The organism is Rathayibacter tritici, assembly GCF_001641005.1.
In the GTDB taxonomy this organism is placed as follows: Bacteria; Actinomycetota; Actinomycetes; order Actinomycetales; family Microbacteriaceae; genus Rathayibacter; species Rathayibacter tritici.
Genome location: NZ_CP015515.1, coordinates 17850 through 37917 on the forward strand (window position 1 = coordinate 17850; position 20068 = coordinate 37917).

The following is a 20068-nucleotide window of genomic DNA, read 5'->3' on the forward strand; positions in this document are numbered from 1 at the left end:
GTGTACGCAGCGCTGTGGCGTCTCCTGCCCGGGCCCTGGTGGGTCCGGCTCCTGATCGTTCTCGTCCTCGTCACGGCGGTGCTGGCCGCGCTCGATGAGTGGGTGTTCCCGTGGGTGCAGTCGCTGGTGCTCGACCGGAACGTGACCGTCGGATCGTGAGCGTCGGCGCGGCCCCGCGGATCCTCGTCGTGGACCACCACGACAGCTTCGTCTTCACGCTGGTCGCCTACCTCCGCGAGCTCGGGGCACAGGTCGACGTGGTCGAGGGCGACGAACTCGGCACTGAGGCGCTGCTCGCACGCGCGGAGCAGGCGGACGGGGTTGTGGTCTCGCCGGGCCCGGGCCGCCCCGAGGACGTCCCTGCGTCGGCGGCGCTTGTGCACCGCTCGACCGAGTCGTGGCGGCCCCTGCTCGGTGTCTGCCTCGGCCACCAGGTGCTCGCGCATGCTCTCGGCGCGCGGGTCGTGGCGGCGCCGGAGCTGGTCCACGGCCGGACCTCGGACGTCCTGCACGACGGCGACCCGCTCTTCGACGGCCTGCCATCCGGCTTCGCCGCGATGCGGTACCACTCGCTCGCGGTCGACGACGACAGCCTGCCGGGGGAGCTGCGGGTGACGGCTCGGACACCGGAGGGAGTGGTCATGGCGCTTCGGCACCGGACGGCTCCGCTCGTCGGGGTGCAGTTCCATCCGGAGTCGGTTCTCACCGAGGGCGGACGACGCCTACTGAAGAACTGGCTGCGCGAGGTCGGCGCGTCCGCTTTTCCCGAGTTCCGGTCAACACTCTCGGCAGTGGCGCGTTAAGGCGGAATATGGCGCGTTAACGCGTCGATCTCTTCGCGGGTCGGAGGGGAGGGAGGCGGCGCCTTCGACCCCCGAACGGGGCCGCGGGTATGACCGCGTTTTCACCGCGTGAACCGCCGCCCGACGGGTGGATCGCGGGGTGCTTCCGAGCAAGGCGGGGCTATGCCAGCGGTCGGTCATGTCCACCCCCCTGTGGCCCCCCTCGGTCAGGTGACGCGATCTGACGGACTCGCGGCGGAGGATGCGGCGCTTTTTCCCTGCATAATCAGAGGGCGTCGGCAGGGGGTCGGCGCCGAAGAAGAGAAGTCCGGGGGACCACATGGTCGAATCGATCTCTTGGGCTTTCTCGGGAATTCGCGAGCTCGAGAATCTCGGTCCTCGCATCGTTGTGAAGCCGGGAACAGTTCCGAGCATTACCGGCTCGGGATTCGGCACTGGTGATCTGAGCGTCGTGCTGATGACCGTCTCGCCGTTACGCGTTCTTCGGGGAACCTGGTCGTCCGACGACACCGCTTTTCTCACCTTCACCTTCCTGATCGACGGCTTCGTGCGCATGGTCGCGCCGGACCGCACGGTGCTGCTCCGTCCCGGCTCCATCTCGTACCAGGCGGGGACGACAACGTTCACGACCGAGTCGACGACTCCGGCGACGATCCTCCAACTCTCCCTCCGCGCCGACGAAATGCGCCGCTACGGCTTCGATACGTCGGCCCTGGTCTACGCGCTCGATCCCGACGCCCGCTCCACCCGTGCCGCCTATGCCTTCACGACCGCCTTCGCACTCGCGGCGGAGTCCGGGACGGGCCTGCCCGGAGAGGGCGAGGTCACCGGCTTCGCGCACGTGGTCAAGCAGCTCCTCACCAGCGCTTTCCTCGCGGCGGTGAGCGCGCAGCCGGGCGCCACGAGTGTGCGGGCCGCGACCCTCGGGCGCGCCCGCACGGTCATCGACCGCACGCACCGCACCCCGCGCTGCACTCCGGAGGCGGTCGCGGACGCGGTGAACGTGTCCACTCGCTCTCTGCAGCGGCTCTTCGAGGACGCGGGGACGACGGTCGCGAGTGAGATCGAGCGTTCCCGGGTCGCGAGCGCCGTCGAGCTGCTGCGCCGCCGCCCGCGGGAGGTCCCGCTCGAGGCGATCGCGGCCGCCTCCGGCTTCTCCTCGGCGGACCACCTCCGCCGGGCGCTCAGGCGGCGCGAAGGGCTCACGCCCAGTGACATCCGCGGCAGGATCGGACGGCCGGTGGACGACTCCACCGTCGGCGAAGTCGTGCGCCTCCAGCCTCCGCTCGCGGGCGCGCGCCGGGCGTAGCCGACGCTCGCTTCGGCGGCCGCGCAGGAGGCGCTTCGGGCAACCCCGCCGTCAGGAGCACCCGTCGCCACCGAGGCCGCCTTCTCGCCCCGAGCGGGTCGCGGCGAGAGCCGTCAGCCTGCGCAGTAGCCGAGCCGGACGGTCGACCCCTGCGGGACGTCGCCCGGAGCCAGGGACTGCGTCGTGATGGGCGGGTTCGCCCGGGTCGCGTCGCAGGTCCTGTCGGGGACCTCGACTCCGACCAGCTGCAGCTTCTCGGACGCAAGAGTGGCCAGCGCACTGCTGAGCGACGTTCCCACGAGGTCGGGGAGGGTGACCTGGCCGGAGGAGACGGTGAGATCGACCGGCGTGCCCGGTACAACCTGCTGACCCGCTCCAGGGGAGGTGGAGAGGACGACGTCGCCGGGGACGGTCGGCGAGTTCTCGCGGGTTTGCGAGCCCTCAATGAAGCCGCCGGCGGTCAGCGCGTCGATGGCTTGAGCGAGGGTGCGGCCGACCGTGTCCGGCACGGCAACGGGCTGCGGGCCCTGCGAGACGACGACGCGGATGACCGTCTCGGGCGCGACGATCGTGCCCGAGCCCGGATCCGTGCGGATCACCTCGCCCTCGGGGACGGTCGAGTTGTACTCCGCGACCTGGCTCGGCACGAGGTCGAGCTCCGTCAGGGTCGACTGGGCACTGTCGTAGGTCGTCTCGGTGAGGCTCGGGACCTCGCGCGACTGCGAGGGCAGCGTCGACGCGGGCTGGAGCGTCAGAACCCAGATCACCAGCGCAGCGACGATCACGGCGAGCACGACGATGGAGGACCAGATCCAGAGCACCGGCGGGCGGCGCTGGGTGCGGACGAAGGAGTTGTCTTCGGCCAGCTGGCGCAGGGCGAGCTCCGAGTCGTTCACTCCGCCCTGGTTGCGGGCAGCGAAGAGCGAGGTGGTCAACTCGTCGATCGGGCGGTGATCGGGCAGGCGTCCGGCGGCGGCGTCGCGCAGGTCGTCGCGGAACTCCGCCGCGCCCTGGAAGCGCTCGTAGCGGTCCTTCGACAGCGCGCGCGCCACGACGGCGTCCAGTGCCGGTGTGACGGCGGGGTTGATCGAACTCGGCGCCGGCGGCGTCTCGCTGACGTGCTGGTAGGCGACGGCGACGGGGGTGTCGCCGCGGAAGGGGGCCCGGCCGGTGAGCAGCTCGAAGAGCACGATGCCGGCGGAGTAGAGGTCGCTGCGGGCGTCGACCTGCTCGCCTTTCGCCTGCTCGGGGGAGAAGTAGGCCGCGGTGCCGAGGATCGCCGTCGTCTGCGCAACGGTCGCGGCGGAGTCGGAGACGGCGCGAGCGATGCCGAAGTCCATCACCTTCACCTGGCCCGACGGGGTCAGCATGATGTTGCCCGGCTTGATGTCGCGGTGGACGACGCCCGCGCGGTGCGAGTACTCGAGGGCGGTGAGGATGCCCTCCGCGATGCGGACGGCCTCATCGACGTCGAGAGGGCCCTCGGCGATGAGGTCCTTCAGCAGGCGGCCCTCGATGTGCTCCATGACGATGAAGGGGCGACGCGACTCGCCGCCGGTGTCGTCGACGGTGACCTCCTCGCCGGCATCGAAGACACGGACGATCGTGGGATGCGACATCCGCGATGCGGACTGCGCCTCCTGACGGAACCGCAGCCGGAAGGCGGAGTCGGAGGAGAGGGAGAGCTTCAGCTCCTTGATCGCGACGGTGCGCCCGAGCCGGGTGTCCGTGCCGAGATACACCTCGGACATCCCGCCGCGGCCGAGCCGGGGCCCGACCTGGTACCGTCCCGCGATCAGGCGACCCTCATCCGTCACGCGCACGCTCCCGCCCTGTACTTCCGTGTGGTGCGGCCCCGAGGAGCCAGGGCAAGTGTACCTATGGGCTTCTGGTGTTCCGGGCGGGGCGCCCTCTGCTACCTCGTTGGTGACGGTGTGCTCGTCGTCGCGGCCGGTGTCGGCGTGTCGGAGGGAGCGGGCTGCTCGACGGTGACGGAGAGGGTGGGCGATGCCGCCGACTCCGACCCTCCGCAGGTGACGGTGTAGGTGATCGAGATCGTTCCGGCCGTCGGTCCGGCCTGGATCGTCGCCTTCGTCCCGTCGGTGGAGATCACGCTCGCGCCCTCGCCCGCCGCGGTCGCCGTGTACTTCGACACCGTGGTTCCGCTCGGGCACTGGTTGTAATTGCTCCAAGAGACGTCGAACGTCGCGCCCGCCTTGACGCTGGAGGCGGCCGGCGTGACCGACGGCACGGCCGTGGGGGCGCTGGGAACCGCAACCTCGGTGTAGACGGAGACCTCGATGGTCGTACCCCTGACCACGTTCGCGGTGGGGTTCACGTCCTCGACGAGTCCGACCTGATCAGCGGTGGGGGCGCTCGGCCCGTCGGCGCGCCGCACGCCCATGCCCAGCGCGTCGAGTGCGGTCTCGACTTCGTCGAATGGTCGCCCGATGTAGTCGTTCTTGTTGATCACGACCGTGGTGGACGTCGGGGTCGCCGAGGGAGTCGGGGTCGCCGACGGTGTCGGTGACGGCGCCGTGCTGGTCGGAGCGGACGGGCTCGGCGCGGGTTCGGCGGCGCCGCCGGTGGTCAGCGCGAAGATCGTGCCGGCGATGACGACGGCGAGGATCACGATGAGCGCGACCAGCGGCCAGGTCCACGGGCTGCGCTTGCGCGGCTCCTCGAACGGAACCGCGGGCTCCTCCACCGGGAAGAACGGAGCGGCGGCTGCGGCCGCACCCGAGGGCAGAACCGTGGTCGCCTGCGTCGCCCCCTGGTTCGAGGGGAGGACCGTGGTGGCCTGCGTGGCCGGGAGATCGCTCAGGACAGCGGGGACGGCGAGGGCCGCTCCGCGCACGTCGCCCGAGCGCAGCGCCTGAGCCGCCCGCGCGAGGTGGGCGGCGGTCGCCGGGCGGTCGGCGGGCTTCTTGGCGATGCAGGAGTAGACGAGGTTCCGAACCGGCTCGGCGACCGTGACCGGCAGCTCGGGCGGGGTGTCGTTGATCTGCGCCATTGCAATCGCGACCTGCGACTCGCCGGTGAACGGCCGGCGCCCGGCCAGGCACTCGTACGCCACGATGCCCAGCGAGTAGATGTCGGTCGCGGGGGAGGCGGGCTGCCCGCTCGCCTGCTCCGGGGACAGGTACTGGACCGTGCCCATGACCTGGCCGGTCGCCGTCAGCGGGACCTGGTCCGCGATGCGGGCAATGCCGAAGTCGGTGATCTTGACGCGTCCGTCAGGAGTGATCAGCAGGTTGCCGGGCTTCACGTCGCGGTGCACGAGACCCGCGGCGTGCGCGGCGTGCAGGGCAAGCGCGGTCTGCGCGACGATGTCGAGGACCTTGTCGGTCGAGAGGACCCGCTCGCGCTCGAGGACGGTCGAGAGCGCCTCGCCGGGGACGAGCTCCATGACCAGGTAGGCCGAGCCGTCCTCCTCGCCGTAGTCGTACACGTTGGCGATGCCCTCGTGGTTGACCAGCGCCGCGTGGCGGGCCTCGGCGCGGAAGCGCTCGAGGAAGCCGGGGTCGCCGAGGTACTCGTCCTTCAGGATCTTGATCGCGATGGTGCGGCCGATGACCAGATCGGTCGCCTGCCATACCTCTCCCATGCCGCCGATGGCGATCCGGGACTGCAATTCGTAACGTCCCCCGAAGGTGAGGCCTGTCGTGGGTCTCATTTGTTCAGCACCGCCTCTAGTACCTGTTGTCCGATGGGTGCGGCGATCAGGTTGCCGTACCCGGTCTGGCCGAGCCCGCCACCGTTCTCCACGAGCACGGTGATGGCGTACTGCGGGTCGTTCGCAGGCGCGAAGCCGGTGAACCAGAGGGTGTACGGGTCGTCTGCGCCGTTCTCGGCGGTACCGGTCTTACCGGCCACAGTGACGCCCCCTATTGTTGCATTCGTCGCCGCGCCGCCCTGGACGCTGGCGACCATCATCGCCTTGATGGCGTCCGCGGTCTGCGTGCTCACCGCCCGGCCGAGCGACTTCTCCTGGAACTTCTGCAGAACGCTGAGGTCCTGCGAGCGGATCGAATCGACCAGGTTCGGCTGCATCACCTCGCCGCCGTTCGCGATCGCCGCCGAGACCATCGCGATCTGCAGCGGCGTCGCCTTGACCTCGAACTGACCGAAGGCGGTGAGGGCGGTCTGCGCGTCATCCGTCTTCGCGGGGTACACGCTGGCCTCGACGGACATGGGGATCTCCAGCTTCGTGTCGAAGCCGAACTTCTCGGCCTGCGAGCGGATCGCGTCCGCGCCCAGCTGCACGCCCATCTCGGCCATCGGGACATTGCACGAGAGCGAGACGGCGGTGGCCAGCGTGACCGTGTCTCCGGAGCCGCAGAGACCGCCTCCGGAGTTGATCACCCGCGAGGAGGAGCCGGGCAGCGTGTAGGCCTCGACGTTGGGGAAGCTCGAGTCGGCGGTGAAGCGGCCGGACTCGAGGGCGGCCGAAGCGACGACGAGCTTGAAGACGGACCCGGGCGGGTTGAGCGAGCCGCCGATCGCGCGGTTCACGAGCGGCTGCGAGGAGTCGTCGTCGAGCGCCCGGTAGGCGGCGAGCACGTCATCGGTGTCGTGGGAGGCGAGGGCGGCGGGGTCGAAGGCGGGCTTGGAGACCATCGCGAGGATGCGGCCGGTCGCTGGTTCTGTCACGACGACTGCTCCGGTGTCGTCGCCGAGGGCGTCGAAGGCGGCCTGCTGCGCGACCGGGTCGATCGAGAGTTCGACCGAGGCACCCTTCGGATCCTGACCCGTCACGAGGTTGTTGATCTCGTCGAAGAACTGCGAGTTCGAGGTGCCGGAGAGGTAGTCGTTGAGCGAGCGCTCGATGCCGGTCGTGCCCTGGTTCAGGGTGAAGTAGCCGGACACGGCGGAGTAGAGCGGACCGTTCGCGTACTGCCGTTGGAACTTGTAGAGGTCGTTCGAGGGCGTCGAGGAGGCGATCGGCTGACCGGCGGCGAGGATCGCGCCGCGCTCGGTCGAGAAGCTCTCGTAAAGGGTTCGCGTGTTACGGCCGTCCTCGTCGAGGGAATCGGCCTGGATCATTTGGATGGAGGTCGTGGAGACGAAGAGGGCCACGAACATCGTCAGCACGACGAGGCTCACCCGTTTGAGTTCTCGGTTCATCGACGGATCACACCACCAGACGAGGCTGACTGCGGACTGTGTCGGACAGGCGCAACAGCACCGCCACGATCATCCAGTTCGCCACGAGGGAGGAGCCGCCGGCGGCCAGGAACGGTGTGGTCAGGCCGGTTAACGGGATCACGCGGGTGACGCCTCCGATGACGATGAAGCACTGGAGAGCGATCACGAACGAGAGGCCGACTCCCAGCAAGCGCCCGAAGTCGTCCTGGCCGGCGAAGCCGATCCGGAACCCGCGCGAGACCAGCAGAAGGTAGAGGCCGAAGATCGCGAAGAGCCCGGCGAGGCCCAGCTCCTCGCCGAGGCTCGCGATGATGTAGTCGGACTGCGGGACCGGCGTGAGATCCGGCATCCCCTGACCGAGGCCCGTCCCGAGCAGGCCGCCGTGCGCGAGGCCGAAGAGGCCCTGCACGAGCTGGTAGCTGCCGCCCGGATCCGCCCCGTAGCGCTCGGCGCTCAAGGGCTCGAGCCAGTTCGCGAAGCGGTTACCGACGTAGCTGAGCGTCTGGCTCGCCAGGAGTGCACCGCCGAGGAACAGTCCGACGCCGATGAGGACCCAGCCGGTACGGCCGGTCGCGACGTACAGCATCACCAGGAACAGGCCGAAGTAGAGCAGCGCCGTGCCCAGGTCGCGCTGGAAGACGATGACCCCCATCGTGACGGCCCAGACCACCAGGATCGGGCCGAGATCGCGCAGGCGGGGGAAGCGCATTCCGAGGACGGTGCGGCCCACCATCGAGAGGGAGTCGCGGTTGCGCACGAGATAGCCGGCGAAAAAGACGCCCAGGGCGATCTTGGCGATTTCGCCGGGCTGGAAGCTCGCGACGTCGCCGATGCCGATCCAGACCCGCGCCCCGCTGACCTCGCGGCCGATGAAGGGGAGGAGCGGCAGAAGCAGCAGCACGATCGCCGCGAATCCGGCGACGTAGGTGTACCGGAACAGCACGCGGTGGTTGCGGATCACCAGCAGGACCACGATGGCGGCGACCACCGCGAGTCCGCTCCAGAAGAGCTGCCGCACGGCCACGGAGTCCCAGCCGGTGACTCCGTCGGCGATGTCGATGCGGTAGATCTCGGCCACGCCCAGGCCGTTCAGGACCGTCGCGATGGGCAGCAGGAACGGATCCGCGGCCGGGGCGGCGAAGCGCAACGCCACGTGGACGGCGAGCACGAGGGCCGAGAGGCCGGCGCCGAGCGAGACGAGGGTGGTGTCGACCGCGCCGAGCGCGCCGAGCTGCACGAGGATGATCGCGCCCGCGTCGATGACGCAGGCGACAACCAGCAGAAGCAGCTCGAGGTTGCGCAGCTTCTGCCGGAAGAAGCCCTGCCGCTCGGAGGCGGGGCGGGAGGTGGCCGTGGCGGCGTCCGTCATGGTGCTCCGTTCGCGTCCGTGAGGCGTTCGACGATGTCGACCGCGCCGGCGTAGGAGTCGGCGCTGATCGTCTGCTCCACTTGCTCGACGTCGTAGGCGCGGAGGGAGTCGAGCGGGATGCCCGTGTCCTCCTTCACCTCCGAGAGCGAGAGCGGGCCAACCGACTGCTGGATGCCCTGGTAGATGATCACCGTGGTCCCGTCGGTACCGACGTAGAAGCGCGACTGCGTCCAGTCGTAGGCGAAGAGGATCCCGAGGAAGCCGATGATGAGCACGAGGGAGAGGCCGACGAGCCAGGTGATGCGGCGGCGCAGATGCCGGCGGCGGTCCTCCTCGATCAGCTCGTCGAGGTAGTCCTCGGACGCGGGCTCGAAGTGCGTGGGGCCCTGAGCGGCCGGTGCGCGGGTATGCAGGCGGAGGCCGGGGATGCGGACGCGGTTCTGCGAGTCATCCGTGGTGAGCGGAGTGGACGAGGCGGCGGAGCCGACGATCACCGGGTCCTCCGCGGGCGCGAGGATCTGCGCGGTGTCGCCCGCCCCGGGGATGTCGAGGATGACGACGGTGACGTTGTCGGGGGCGCCGTGCGAGAGGCTGTCGCGGATCAGGCGGTCGGCCACCTGCTGAGCGCTCTCGTCGCGGCTGAGCTCCTTGAGGATCTCGTCGTGCGGGACGACGCCGGAGAGGCCGTCCGAGCAGATCAGCCAGCGGTCGTGCGGCTCGGTCTCGAGCGTCAGCGTGTCGATCTCGGGGTTGGTGTGTACGTCGCCGAGCACCCGCATCAGGACGGAGCGGCGCGGATGCGTCATCGCCTCCTCCTCCGTGATGCGGCCGGAGTCGACCAGGCGCTGCACGAAGGTGTGGTCGGTCGTGACCTGCTCGAGCCGGCCGTCGCGGAGGACGTAGATGCGGGAGTCGCCGATGTGCGCGATCGCCACCGAGTCGCCGACCCGGGCGATCGCACTGACGGTGGTGCCCATGCCGGTGAGCTCGGGGTGATCGACCACGGCGTCGGCCAGCAAGGTGTTCGCGGCCAGTAGCGTGCGCTTGAGCTCGTCCTCGGCCTCGTACGTGGAGGCGTAGGCGCGGTCCGCCTCCACGATGCGCTTGATGGCGATGGAGGAGGCGACGTCTCCGCCGGCGTGTCCGCCCATCCCGTCGGCGACGACGAAGAGCTGCCGACCCGCATAGCCGGAGTCCTGGTTGTTGGAGCGGATCCGGCCGACATGCGAGACGGCGGCGCTCTCGCGCACCGCGCTGTGGCCGGAGCCGCTCTCCGGAGTGAGGGCCACGCGCTACGACCGCCGCAATTCGAAGGTGGTGGTGCCGACCTTCACGGGCGTGTTCAGCGGCACCTTGGTGGGGGCGCCGACGCGGCGGCCGTCGAGGAAGGTGCCGTTGGTCGAGTCGAGGTCCTGGATCATCCACTCGTCGTTCCACAGGAGCAGGCGCGCGTGGTGGGTCGAGGTGTAGTCGTCGCGGATAACCAGCGTCGACTCGGCGGAGCGGCCGATGGTCAGCGGGTCCCCGGTCAGTTCGAGCTCGGTGCCGCGCTTGGGGCCGGAGGTGATGACGAGGCGCTGCGCCGTGTGGACCGTCGCTGCCCCGCCCTGATCGGCGCCCGAGCGCTCGGCGGCCGACTCATGGGTCCGCCGGGCGGTCGGAGCGGCGGGCGGGGCGGCGGCGGGCTGGGCGGCCGCGGCGACGACAGGCTGGGCCGCCGTGACGAACGGAGCCTCGGGTGCGGCCTGAGCTCCGGACGGCAGCTTACGGACGCGCTGACCGAAGAGATCGGAGCGCAGCGCATAGACGATGCCGAACACGAAGAACCACAGCAGCGCGAGGAACGCGATGCGCAGGAGAAACAGAGTGAGCTCGCTCATAGCCGGTCGTCCCAGAACCCTTCGGAGCTGCGTCCGGCTGCTCGGCCGGACGACGGGCGGTCGGCGCGCGCGGGAGCGGAGCCCTGCACGACGCGGTAGACGATCGAGGTGCGTCCGATCGTGATGGTCTGCTCGGGGGCGAGCGGAGCCTGCGTCACGGGCCGACCGTCGAGCCTCGAGCCGTTCGTGGAGCCGAGGTCGTGCACCTGGGCGCGCGAGCCGTCCCAGAGGATCTCGACGTGCTTGCGCGAGGTGCCGGAGTCGTCCACGGTGATATCGGCGTCGCTCCCGCGCCCGATGACGGTGCGCGCCTTCGTGATCGGGTGGCGGCGGCCGTCGATGTCGAGGACGGGCGTGTAGGCGACGGTGCCCTTGACGCTGCGGGAGCCGACCTCGACCATGCCGTCGCTGAGCGCCGCATCGACGGCGAGCGAGATGTCGATCGGGCCGGGGAAGCGGTAGCCCTGCTTGGTGGCGTGCTCGGTGGCGACGGTGGTGAGCTCGTCGATCAACGTGGCGCCGATGCGCTGCATCCGGTCGAGGTCGGTCGCGGACATCCTCAGCACAAGGCTGTTCGGCACGAGGATGCGATCCCGGCTGACGACGGCGGCGGTGGTGTCGAGCTCTCGGCGGAGGGCGGAAGCGAGCTCGACCGGCTGCAGACCCGACTTGAAGGTCCGCGCGAACGCGCCGTTGACGACGCGCTCGAGTCCCTTCTCGAAGTTGTCCAGTATGCCCACAGTCTTCCGATCTTCCGGTTCTACACCTTCTCGGCGGTCGCGCACGGATCGAGATGTCTGCGCCCGTCGCTGCTTCCTTTTCTTGGTGTGCGCCGCGCACGGCTACGGGCATGTTACTGGGATGGTCTGGATGTGCGATCCTCCGGGGTGGTTTCGCGGGCGGAGGGCGGCGCGCGGGGGGTGGTGCCGGGCTCGTGCGGTCGGGCTCGTGGAGTCGGCCTCGGCTCGTGGGAATCGGGGAGTTCTGCGAGCCGAAGCGGGTTCTGCGAGCCGAAGGTGGCGGGGTGGGGTTGTTCGGCTCGGGGGCCGGGGGGTGGTACGATTTCTCGTCGGCGCTTCGGTGCCGCTGGTGAGCGCGAGTGGCGGAATAGGCAGACGCGCACGGTTCAGGTCCGTGTGCCCGAAAGGGCGTGGGGGTTCAACTCCCCCCTCGCGCACCAGTGTTCGTTTGTAGAGATGACGTGAAGTCGTTTGTACGGAGACCTCGAAGGGCCGTGACCGGAACGGGAATCGTTCAGATCACGGCCCTTCGGCGTTCCTGCCGCACATCGGTAGCCACGAACTACTCTTCGTGAGGCATCTCGCCCGTTTCTGCGCTTCTAACCGGTGATGATGGGTGGACTTCGATGGCACGTGAGTCATGCGATCCCACCGCGGCTAGGTTCTTCGCCCAGGCCGGGTACACAGTGCTCCGCCCGGGAGAGAAATGTAATCCTCCCCGTTGGCGACGTTCCAGGACTCATCGGGTCGGAGCATGCCTGGTTTTACCGGCAAGGTCCGATCCGACCCGCGACTCGCCGCACAACACCTGTCATGTGCGATTCTCGGTGATAATATAACTGACGTGAGCACAGAGTTGCGTGACCTGGTGTGAGAGCGGATGTCACCGTTAGTCCCCGTCCTGAACGCCGTGATGGCGAAGGCTGTGACGGTGGCGGAGCACGCGGTGACGGACGCGGCCGAGATCGAGCCGGAGTATCGGACGACGCGCGTCCACGTCGCGCGCGCGAAGGCTCGCTCGCTTCTGACGGCACGCGAGTTGGGCGCCTGGCAGGTTGACGAGAACCAGGCGAAGAACGCCGCTCTGCATCTGTACAGCGACGATCTCGTACTCCGGTTCCTGCACTCGCCCACGGTCGTGCCCTCGCCCGGGACGAATCTTGCGCGGCGCGCGTGGTACACGAACGCTCCGATGATGGACAACGCACGGCTGTTCGAGGAACCCGAACGGCTTCTCCTGATCTGGGCCGCGGACTTCGCGGCAGGTACCGTCTCGATGCGGGCCGTGCACCCGATTGGCACGTGGAAGTACGGCAAAAAGGCCCGCGTTGACCTTTCCGTGCCGCTCGATGACGAAGACGTGTTTGCGTCTTCGTTCGACACGCGAGATGAGGAAGAGGACCTGGATATGCCGACGCGGACGGAGGCCGCAGAAGAGGAGGACGAGCGCGATGCTTCGGCCTGAGCGAATCACCGCGGCACGTGAACTTCTGAGCGTCACCCAAGCCGACCTCGCCGCCACAGCGGGCGTCACACAGGCGATGGTCTCCATGGTGGAAAAGCACCGCCGCGACTTCACACCCGTTCTCGCTGACGCATTCGCGAGCGGGCTGGGACTCCCGGTCGAGTTCTTCGCCGTCCCCTCCGCAGGCGTACCCCGAGACGAGGTGCACTTCCGCAAGAACGCGACCGCCCGCGTGAGGGACACCACGCGCACGTTCCGGTTCTTTGAGGAGGGATTCCGTGTCACCGAGCAACTGCTCGATGGGTCCGGTTACCCGCGCCCCCTCATCCCCGTCGTCCAGGACGATGCCCCGGTGCTCAGCGCGGAACGGATCGGGGAGATCGCGGACGAAACCCGCCGTGCTCTCGCACTGTCGCTGGATGAGCCGATCACGAACGTCACGCGGGCACTCGAACGCTCCGGCATCGCTGTCGCACCCATCGGTTTCACCGACGAAGCACTTCCTGGCCACGACGGGCTTGCGCACACCAGCGGGCGCGGCAACGCGACCCTCATCGGCTACATCAGCAAAAGCGGCGACCGCGATCGGTTCACCATCGCCCATGAACTCGGCCACCTCGTCCTGCACTCCTACCGACGCTCTGACGATCCCGAGTGGGAGGCGAACCAGTTCGCGGGGGCGTTCCTCCTGCCCGACGCGCACGCCCGCGAGTTCATCGAACCGGACACGACGCTCGGCACCCTCGCGCGGGTGAAGGCGAGTTGGGGCATCTCCATCGCCGCGCTCGTCACACGCGGCGAAGCAGTCGGCGTGCTCTCGAAGGACCGCACCTCCACACTGTTTCGGCAGATCGCATCCCGCGGGTGGCGAACCCAAGAGCCCGTCGAGGTGCGCCCCGAGACTCCTCGACTCCTGTTCCGGCTTCTCCAGACCGAGTACGGGGAATCGCCGCACTCGAATCGAGCCATCGAGCACGACCTTGCCCTCCCCGCGCTCTTCCTCCGTGCTCTCGCGCCCGCACCCGCAACTGGGCGCGACCTACGGCCCGTCGTCGTCCCTGAATGGCAGAAGGACGGGATCGGTCGGGAGATGCTCCGCCTGGCCCGCGAGATCGCACCGACTGTGCTTCATGCACCCTGCCACCAGCGGAGTGAGGACGGGGAACAGTTCGTGCGCGCTACAGATCGTGAGCAGGCGTGCGACGGGAGGTGCGGGGATGCGTGTCGTGAACCGGTGGCGGAAGATGAACCCGATGATGTCCGCCCCTCGGGCCCGTGTTCCAGCCTCGTTCGGGGTAGCGGCCGCGCAGGCGGAGGGATTGCTCCGTGAGAGGTCGAGCGAGCTGACCTCTCCCCTGCTTGAGGGCAGTATCTGAGCGTCGGGTCGACGTTCGGGCTCCTCGTCCAGGAGACGAGGTCGGCGGGGGAGCGATCTCCATCGACCGACCCGGAGTCAGCGGTCAGCGTCGGGTGAGCTCGACGACGGGGATTGTGCGGGTGGTGCGCTTCTCGTACTCCCTGAATCCCTCGGAGGCGGTGGTGAACCGGGCCCAGCCCGCGTCGCGTTCGGAGCCCTCAAGGACGCGGGCGCGGACGGCGACGGTGCCGTCGTCGGGGGTCTCGATCGCGAGGTCGGGGTGGGCGACGAGGTTGTGGAACCAGGCGGGGTGCTTCGGGGCGCCGGCGGCGGACGCGGCGAGCAGCCAGACGTCGTCGGAGGGGTGCAGCGCCACCAGCGGAGTGACGCGCTCCTCGCCGGAGCGGGCGCCGCGGTGGTGCACCAGGACGAGACTCCTTCCGAAGCCGCCGGTGGTCACGGTCCCGCCGTTGGTGCGGAACTCCTCGATGATGGTGTCGTTCCAGTCGGCCATGCTCGTCCTCCTCGGCGTGGATACTTTCGCAGGGTCAGGCGCGGGCGCCCAGGGCGTCCGCGCGGCTGCTGCTCCCACCCGGCGGCTGCGCGCCCCCGGTGACCGCGGCGGGGTCCGCCAGCACCCGCCGCCAGGGTAACTCCGCGGCGCCGACGAGTTCCAGCCTCGAGCGCAGGGCCGCGCGCTCGATCCGCACGCCGCGGGCCAGGTCGCTCAGGGCGCGGGCGGAGATGCGGGCGGTGAGGCGCTCGCGGTCGACGGTGAGCAGCGAGCCGAGGAAGCCGCCGAGGACGACGGCGGTGGGGTTGAAGAGGTTGATGTAGGTGGACAAGCCTTCCGAGAGCAGGTCGACCTGGCGGGCGACCTCGGCGAGCACTAAGGGGTCGCGGGAGGTGCCGAGAGCGATGTCGAGTTCGTCCTGGTCGAGGACGCGGGCGCCGAGGACGTCGAGGAGGGAGCGCATCCGCACTTCGGCCTCGAGGCAGCCGCGGCGGCCGCAGCTGCAGAGGCGGCCGTTCGTGACGACGACGGTGTGGCCGAGCTCGGCCGCGAATCCGGAGGAGCCCTGGAGCGGGACTCCGCCGATGATGACTCCTCCGCCGATCCCGCCGGCGCCGCCGGTGACGTAGACGACGTCGGCGACGCCGTGCGCCGCTCCGAAGAGCGACTCGCCGATGGCGCCGAGGGTCGCGTCGTTACCGACGGAGACCGGGAGGTCGAGGGCGCGGTGCAGCTGGGAGGCGAGGTCGACGTCGCGCCACCCGAGGTGGGGGGCGCGGTGGATGAAGCCGGAGTCGGCCTGCACGAGGCCGGGAACGGCGACGCCCGTGCCGACAAGCGTGCGCACTGATTCCCGTTCGGAGCGGAAGCCCTCGACGATGCCGGTGACGACGCGGACGACGGTGGCCGGGCTCGCGGGTTTCGGCGTGTCGAAGCGGACGCGGCGCAGCAGCTCGCCGTGCAGGCCCACCAGGCCGACGATGATCGCGTCGGTGTCGAGGTGCACGCCCACGGCGGCGAAGCGGTCGCCTGGGACGACGGTGGCGCTGGGGCGGCCGATGCGGCCATCGGGCGCCGTCGTCTCCTCCGCGACCCAGCCCAGCTCGCTCAGCTCGCCGATGAGGTTGGCGACGGCGGAGCGGTTGAGGCCGGTAAGGCGGCCGAGCTCGGCGCGGCTCGTCGGCCCGGAGCGGTGCACGAGGGTCGCGAGGCTCGCGAGGTTCGTGCGGCGCAACAGCGCGTTGCTGGAGGCTCCGACTGCTCCTGCCATGATCGCCTGCCTGTGCTCGGCCCGAGTGGGTCACGGATGAACTCGGGCGCAGCACCTCCGAAGGAAGTGCCGCGCCCGAGAACTGGAGAAAGAAGCGCCGGTAGCCGGAGGCCGCGATCGGACTAGCGGGAGCCCGAGCGGCGCTTGTTGAAGATATCGAACGCCACCGCGAGCAGGAGCACGAAGCCCTTGATCGCCATCTGCCAGGCGGCGTCGACCGAAAGGATCGACAGGCCCATGTTCAGGACGCCCATCACGAGACCGCCGATGACGGCTCCGACGACGGTGCCCACGCCTCCCTGGACGGCCGCGCCGCCGATGAAGACCGCGGCGATCGCGTCCAGCTCGTAGTTCTGACCGGCCGAAGCGACCGCACCGCCGGCGCGGGCGGTGCTGACGATGCCCGCGACTCCGGCCAGTGCACCCATGTTGACGAAGATGAAGAAGTTGACCCACTTCGTCTTGACGCCCGACATCATCGCCGCGAACAGGTTGCCGCCCATCGCGTAGATGTGGCGGCCGAAAACCGTCCGGCCGAGCACGAAGCTGTAGGTGAGGATCAGCACGGCGAGCACGATCAGGATGATCGGGGTGCCGCTGTAGCCGGCGAGCAGCCAGGCGAGGGCCATGATCGCGACGACGGCGATGGCCGACTTCGCGATGAGCGAGCCGAGGGGTTCGCGGGGCAGCTCGAGGCGGCGGAGGGTCGCGCGGCTCCGCAGCTGCTGCGCCACGAGGACGACGCAGACGATCAGGCCGAGGACCAGGGTGAGCGCGTCGCGGCCGGCGATGCCGCCGAGGACGCCCGGCAGCCAGCCGGCGCCGATCGCGGTGAACTCGGTGGGGAGGCCGTTGATGGTTCCGCCGGTGAGCAGGACCAGAGTGAAGCCGCGGAAGATCAGCATGCCCGCGAGGGTCACGATGAACGCCGGTATGCCGACAAAGGCGACCCAGAAGCCCTGCCACGCTCCGACGATGGCGCCGGTGACGAGGGCGACGACGACGGCCGCCCACCAGGGCAGGCCCCAGTTGTTCATCGCGATCGCCGAGATGGCGCCGACCATCGCCACGACCGAGCCGACCGAGAGGTCGATGTGGCCGGCGATGATGACCATCACCATGCCGATCGCGAGGATCAGCACATAGGCGTTCTGCTGGATCAGGTTGTTGACGTTGCCGGGCAGCAGGAGTCGCCCGTTCGTCAGCACTTGGAAGAGCAGGATGATGATGGCCAGCGCGGCGAGGATGCCGTACTGCCGGAGGTTGATGTTGAGCCTGCGCGCGCGCTTAGGCGGCGTGGAGGGCGTGTTGGCGGGCGTGTTCGCCGGCGCTGTCGTGGTCGTGGCGCTCATCGGGCCTGTTCCTTTCCGGCTGTCATGTAGTGCATGAGGTGCTCCTGGGTGGCGTCGGCGCGGTTGATCTCGCCCGTGATCCGGCCCTCGGAGATGGTGTAGATGCGGTCGGCGAGGCCGATCAGTTCGGGCAGCTCGGACGAGATGACGACGACCGCCTTGCCCTGCGCGGCGAGCTCGTTGATGATCCCGTAGATCTCGTACTTCGCTCCGACGTCGATGCCGCGGGTGGGTTCGTCGAGGATGAGCACGTCGGGACCCGAGAAGATCCACTTGGAGAGGACGACCTTCTGCTGGTTGCCGCCGGAGAGCTTTCCCGTGACGGCCGAGACGGTCGGCGCCTTGATGTTCATCTTGGAGCGGTACGAGTCGGCGACTTTGTACTCGCGGTGCTTGTCGATCACTCCGAGCCGGGCCAGGCGCGAGAGCGCGGCGGCCGAGACGTTGACGGTGATGTCGCCGATGAGGTTGAGGCCGTAGCGCTTGCGGTCCTCGGTCGCGTAGGCGAGGCCGTTGCGGATCGCCTCGTCGACGGTGCGAGTCTGGATCTCCTTGCCGTCCTTATAGACGCGGCCGGAGATGCCTGTGCCGTAGCTCTTACCGAAGATGCTCATCGCGAGCTCAGTGCGGCCGGCGCCCATCAGACCCGCGAAGCCGACGATCTCGCCGGCGCGCACGGTGAAGGAGGCATCGTCCACGACGACTCGGTTGATGTCGACCGGGTGATGGACGGTCCAGTTCTCGACGCGCAGCTTCTCTTCGCCGATCTGCGGATCGCGCGGCGGGAACATGCTGTTGAGGTCACGGCCGACCATTGCCCGAATGATCCGGCTTTCGGACGCCTGCTCGCCGGCCATCGAAAAACTCTCGATGGTGCGGCCGTCGCGGATGATCGTGACGGTGTCCGCAATCGCGCGGATCTCTTTGAGCTTGTGACTGATGATGATGCAGGTGATGCCCTGCATGCGGAGTTGGTCGATCAGGCCGAGCAGGTGGTCGCTGTCCTCGTCGTTGAGGGCGGCGGTGGGCTCGTCGAGGATGAGGAGCTTCACCTCCTTGGCGAGGGCCTTGGCGATCTCAACGAGCTGTTGCTTGCCGACGCCGAGCTCGAGGATCTTGGTCGCCGGGCTCTCGTCGAGGCCGACGCGAGCGAGCAGCTTCGCTGCCTCCGCGTTCGTCGCGTTCCAATTGATGACGCCGCGGGTCGACTTCTCATTGCCGAGGAAGATGTTCTCGGCGATGGAGAGGTAGGGGCTGAGGGCGAGTTCCTGGTGGATGATCACGATGCCGTCGGCCTCGCTGTCGTTGATCGACCGGTACTGCGCCTCCTTGCCCTCGAAATCGATGGTGCCCTCGAAGCTGCCGTGCGGGTAGACGCCGGAGAGGACTTTCATCAGCGTCGACTTACCGGCGCCGTTCTCGCCACAGATGGCATGGACTTCGCCGGGCTGAACCGAGAGCGAGACGCCGTCGAGGGCGCGGACGCCGCCGCCGAACTCCTTGACGATGTCGCGCATGATGAGGATGGGACTGGCCAACAGGGCCTCACTTCGTTGTGCAGAGAGTGGTGTGGGGACGGGAGCGGCGGGGGCGGCGAGGATCGCTCCTCCCCGCCCCCGCCCGGGGATCAGAGTCCGACGTCGCCGGCCTTGAGGAAGCCGGAGTCGACGAGGACCGACTGCACGTCGTCCTTCGTGACGACCTGCGGCTCGAGCAGGTAGGACGGGACGACCTTGCTGCCGTTGTTGTAGCTCTCGGTGTCGTTGACCTCGGGCTCCTCGCCCGCGACGATCGACTGCACCATCTGGAAGACGCGGTCACCGAGGGTACGGGTGTCCTTCCAGACCGTCATGGACTGCTCGTCGGCGAGGATCGCCTTGACGTTGGCCTTGTCAGCGTCCTGCCCGGTGATGACCGGGTAGTCGGCGCCGGGGGCGTAACCGGCCGACTTCAGCGACGCCTCGATGCCGATCGCGAGGCTGTCATTGGGCGAGAGCACCACGTCGACTTTCTGGCCGCCGGTGTAGAAGGACGAGAGACGGTTGTCCATCTCGGACTGCGCCTTGTCGGAGGCCCAGCCCTGAATGCCGATCGAGGCCCAGTCGTCGTCCGATGCGGGCGACTTGCCGGAGGGGACGGTCAGCTTGCCGCTCTCGATGTAGGGCTGCAGGACATCCCAGGCGCCGGAGAAGAAGAACTTGGCGTTGTTGTCGTCGGGGCTGCCGGCGAAAGGCTCGAGGGTGAAGGGGCCCGCGGCGTTCTTCAGGTCGAGGGTGGTCTCGATGTACTGGCCCTGGAGCTGGCCGACCTTGTAGTTGTCGAAGGTCGCGTAGTAGTCGACGTCTGCGGTGCCGTTGATCAGGCGGTCGTAGGCGATGACGGTCGCGTTCTGCTTCTTCGCTTCGGCCAGGACGGGCGCGAGCGCCTCGCCGTCGATTGCCGCGATGACCAGGATCTTCGAGCCGCCCGCGATCTGGTTCTGGATCTGCGAGATCTGCTGGTCGGTCTTGTTGTCGGCGTACTGGAGGTCGACGGTGCAGCCCTCGCCCTTGAGCTTGGACTGAAGGCCTTCGCCGTCGTTGATCCAGCGCTCGAGGCTGCGGGTGGGCATCGAGATGCCGACGGTGCAGTCGCCTTCCGCGCCGGCGCCTGCAGCGGCGCCGCCCGAATTGGCCGGGCTCGCGGAACAGGCCGCGAGGCCGAGGGAGATGATGCCGGCGGCGGCCAGCGTAGTGATGCCGCGGGAGAACTTCATGGAGTGCATTCCTCTCTGAAAGCAGTGTCCGAGGGAGAGGACGGCGCGAGGCATGCACAGGTGGAGCACGCCGTCGTGTCGTCGCCCGGGAGGGCGGGAGAGCCCC

17 protein-coding genes and 1 tRNA gene are annotated in these 20068 nt (G+C 68.9%); 6 read left to right on the forward strand and 12 right to left on the reverse strand.

The genetic code is table 11. The features are described from left to right. The 3 genes from A6122_RS16860 (at position 1) to A6122_RS00105 (ending at position 2112) form a co-directional block, all read left to right on the forward strand. Positions 1–159 (forward strand): hypothetical protein, encoded by a 159-nt coding sequence (locus A6122_RS16860; RefSeq protein ID WP_167542316.1) that lies wholly within the window; start codon positions 1–3, stop codon positions 157–159. Next, on the forward strand, positions 156–803 hold the full coding sequence (locus tag A6122_RS00100; RefSeq protein WP_068250074.1) for an anthranilate synthase component II: 648 nt from the start codon (positions 156–158) through the stop codon (positions 801–803). The genes A6122_RS16860 and A6122_RS00100 overlap by 4 nt, the downstream gene beginning before the upstream one ends. 457 nt (positions 804–1260) lie before the next feature. Further along, positions 1261–2112, forward strand: a complete 852-nt coding sequence (locus tag A6122_RS00105; RefSeq protein ID WP_157593765.1) for a helix-turn-helix domain-containing protein — start codon at positions 1261–1263, stop codon at positions 2110–2112. A gap of 113 nt (positions 2113–2225) precedes the next feature. Here the strand turns inward: A6122_RS00105 and pknB are convergent, their stop codons facing one another. The 7 genes from pknB to A6122_RS00140 form a co-directional block, all read right to left on the reverse strand. Next, positions 2226–3929, reverse strand: a complete 1704-nt coding sequence (pknB, locus tag A6122_RS00110; RefSeq protein ID WP_068256756.1) for a Stk1 family PASTA domain-containing Ser/Thr kinase — start codon at positions 3927–3929, stop codon at positions 2226–2228. 98 nt (positions 3930–4027) lie between these two features. Further along, complete coding sequence (locus tag A6122_RS00115) at positions 4028–5788, reverse strand: protein kinase domain-containing protein (protein WP_068250080.1); 1761 nt, start codon at positions 5786–5788, stop codon at positions 4028–4030. After that, a complete protein-coding gene (locus A6122_RS00120; protein ID WP_068250083.1) occupies positions 5785–7239 on the reverse strand; it encodes a peptidoglycan D,D-transpeptidase FtsI family protein in 1455 nt (484 codons plus the stop codon). The genes A6122_RS00115 and A6122_RS00120 overlap by 4 nt, the downstream gene beginning before the upstream one ends. Positions 7240–7246: 7 nt before the next feature. Further along, entirely contained in the window at positions 7247–8629 is a 1383-nt protein-coding gene (locus A6122_RS00125; RefSeq protein WP_068250086.1) for an FtsW/RodA/SpoVE family cell cycle protein, read from the reverse strand. Continuing rightward, positions 8626–9918, reverse strand: a complete 1293-nt coding sequence (locus tag A6122_RS00130) for a Stp1/IreP family PP2C-type Ser/Thr phosphatase (protein ID WP_237358211.1) — start codon at positions 9916–9918, stop codon at positions 8626–8628. The genes A6122_RS00125 and A6122_RS00130 overlap by 4 nt, the downstream gene beginning before the upstream one ends. A 3-nt stretch (positions 9919–9921) precedes the next feature. Beyond that, on the reverse strand, positions 9922–10509 hold the full coding sequence (locus tag A6122_RS00135; protein WP_068250089.1) for an FHA domain-containing protein FhaB/FipA: 588 nt from the start codon (positions 10507–10509) through the stop codon (positions 9922–9924). Further along, positions 10506–11249 carry an FhaA domain-containing protein gene (locus tag A6122_RS00140; protein ID WP_068250091.1) on the reverse strand — a complete coding sequence of 248 codons (744 nt, stop codon included), beginning with the start codon at positions 11247–11249 and terminating at the stop codon, positions 10506–10508. The genes A6122_RS00135 and A6122_RS00140 overlap by 4 nt, the downstream gene beginning before the upstream one ends. A 353-nt stretch (positions 11250–11602) precedes the next feature. Between A6122_RS00140 and A6122_RS00145 the strand changes: the two genes are divergently transcribed. The 3 genes from A6122_RS00145 (at position 11603) to A6122_RS00155 (ending at position 14044) form a co-directional block, all read left to right on the forward strand. After that, positions 11603–11689 (forward strand) — tRNA-Leu (locus A6122_RS00145). A gap of 491 nt (positions 11690–12180) precedes the next feature. After that, positions 12181–12714, forward strand: coding sequence for a hypothetical protein (locus tag A6122_RS16220; protein ID WP_146077222.1), 534 nt, complete (start codon positions 12181–12183; stop codon positions 12712–12714). After that, a complete protein-coding gene (locus A6122_RS00155; RefSeq protein WP_068250096.1) occupies positions 12701–14044 on the forward strand; it encodes an XRE family transcriptional regulator in 1344 nt (447 codons plus the stop codon). Before A6122_RS16220 ends, A6122_RS00155 begins: the two co-directional genes overlap by 14 nt. Positions 14045–14174: 130 nt before the next feature. Here A6122_RS00155 and A6122_RS00160 read toward each other — a convergent pair whose 3' ends face one another. The 5 genes from A6122_RS00160 to chvE form a co-directional block, all read right to left on the reverse strand. Further along, positions 14175–14585 carry a nitroreductase/quinone reductase family protein gene (locus A6122_RS00160; RefSeq protein ID WP_068250098.1) on the reverse strand — a complete coding sequence of 137 codons (411 nt, stop codon included), beginning with the start codon at positions 14583–14585 and terminating at the stop codon, positions 14175–14177. A 34-nt stretch (positions 14586–14619) separates the two neighbouring features. Then, complete coding sequence (locus A6122_RS00165) at positions 14620–15855, reverse strand: ROK family transcriptional regulator (protein ID WP_068250101.1); 1236 nt, start codon at positions 15853–15855, stop codon at positions 14620–14622. Between the two features lie 122 nt (positions 15856–15977). Continuing rightward, positions 15978–17207, reverse strand: coding sequence for a multiple monosaccharide ABC transporter permease (mmsB, locus tag A6122_RS00170; protein WP_068250104.1), 1230 nt, complete (start codon positions 17205–17207; stop codon positions 15978–15980). Next, positions 17204–18724 (reverse strand): multiple monosaccharide ABC transporter ATP-binding protein, encoded by a 1521-nt coding sequence (gene mmsA / locus A6122_RS00175; RefSeq protein ID WP_068250108.1) that lies wholly within the window; start codon positions 18722–18724, stop codon positions 17204–17206. Before mmsA ends, mmsB begins: the two co-directional genes overlap by 4 nt. Positions 18725–18834: 110 nt before the next feature. Next, positions 18835–19962, reverse strand: a complete 1128-nt coding sequence (chvE, locus tag A6122_RS00180) for a multiple monosaccharide ABC transporter substrate-binding protein (protein WP_373408367.1) — start codon at positions 19960–19962, stop codon at positions 18835–18837. Positions 19963–20068 lie beyond the last annotated feature (106 nt).

Coding starts and splice junctions, on each gene's coding strand:
- A6122_RS00160 (WP_068250098.1), bottom strand. CDS start 14,585: ATGGCCGACTGGAACGACACCATCATCGAGGAGTTCCGCACCAACGGC.
- mmsB (WP_068250104.1), bottom strand. CDS start 17,207: ATGAGCGCCACGACCACGACAGCGCCGGCGAACACGCCCGCCAACACG.
- A6122_RS00105 (WP_157593765.1), top strand. CDS start 1,261: ATGACCGTCTCGCCGTTACGCGTTCTTCGGGGAACCTGGTCGTCCGAC.
- mmsA (WP_068250108.1), bottom strand. CDS start 18,724: ATGCGCGACATCGTCAAGGAGTTCGGCGGCGGCGTCCGCGCCCTCGAC.
- A6122_RS00135 (WP_068250089.1), bottom strand. CDS start 10,509: ATGAGCGAGCTCACTCTGTTTCTCCTGCGCATCGCGTTCCTCGCGCTG.
- chvE (WP_373408367.1), bottom strand. CDS start 19,962: ATGAAGTTCTCCCGCGGCATCACTACGCTGGCCGCCGCCGGCATCATC.
- A6122_RS00120 (WP_068250083.1), bottom strand. CDS start 7,239: ATGAACCGAGAACTCAAACGGGTGAGCCTCGTCGTGCTGACGATGTTC.
- A6122_RS00155 (WP_068250096.1), top strand. CDS start 12,701: ATGCTTCGGCCTGAGCGAATCACCGCGGCACGTGAACTTCTGAGCGTC.
- A6122_RS00125 (WP_068250086.1), bottom strand. CDS start 8,629: ATGACGGACGCCGCCACGGCCACCTCCCGCCCCGCCTCCGAGCGGCAG.
- A6122_RS00115 (WP_068250080.1), bottom strand. CDS start 5,788: ATGAGACCCACGACAGGCCTCACCTTCGGGGGACGTTACGAATTGCAG.
- A6122_RS00165 (WP_068250101.1), bottom strand. CDS start 15,855: ATGGCAGGAGCAGTCGGAGCCTCCAGCAACGCGCTGTTGCGCCGCACG.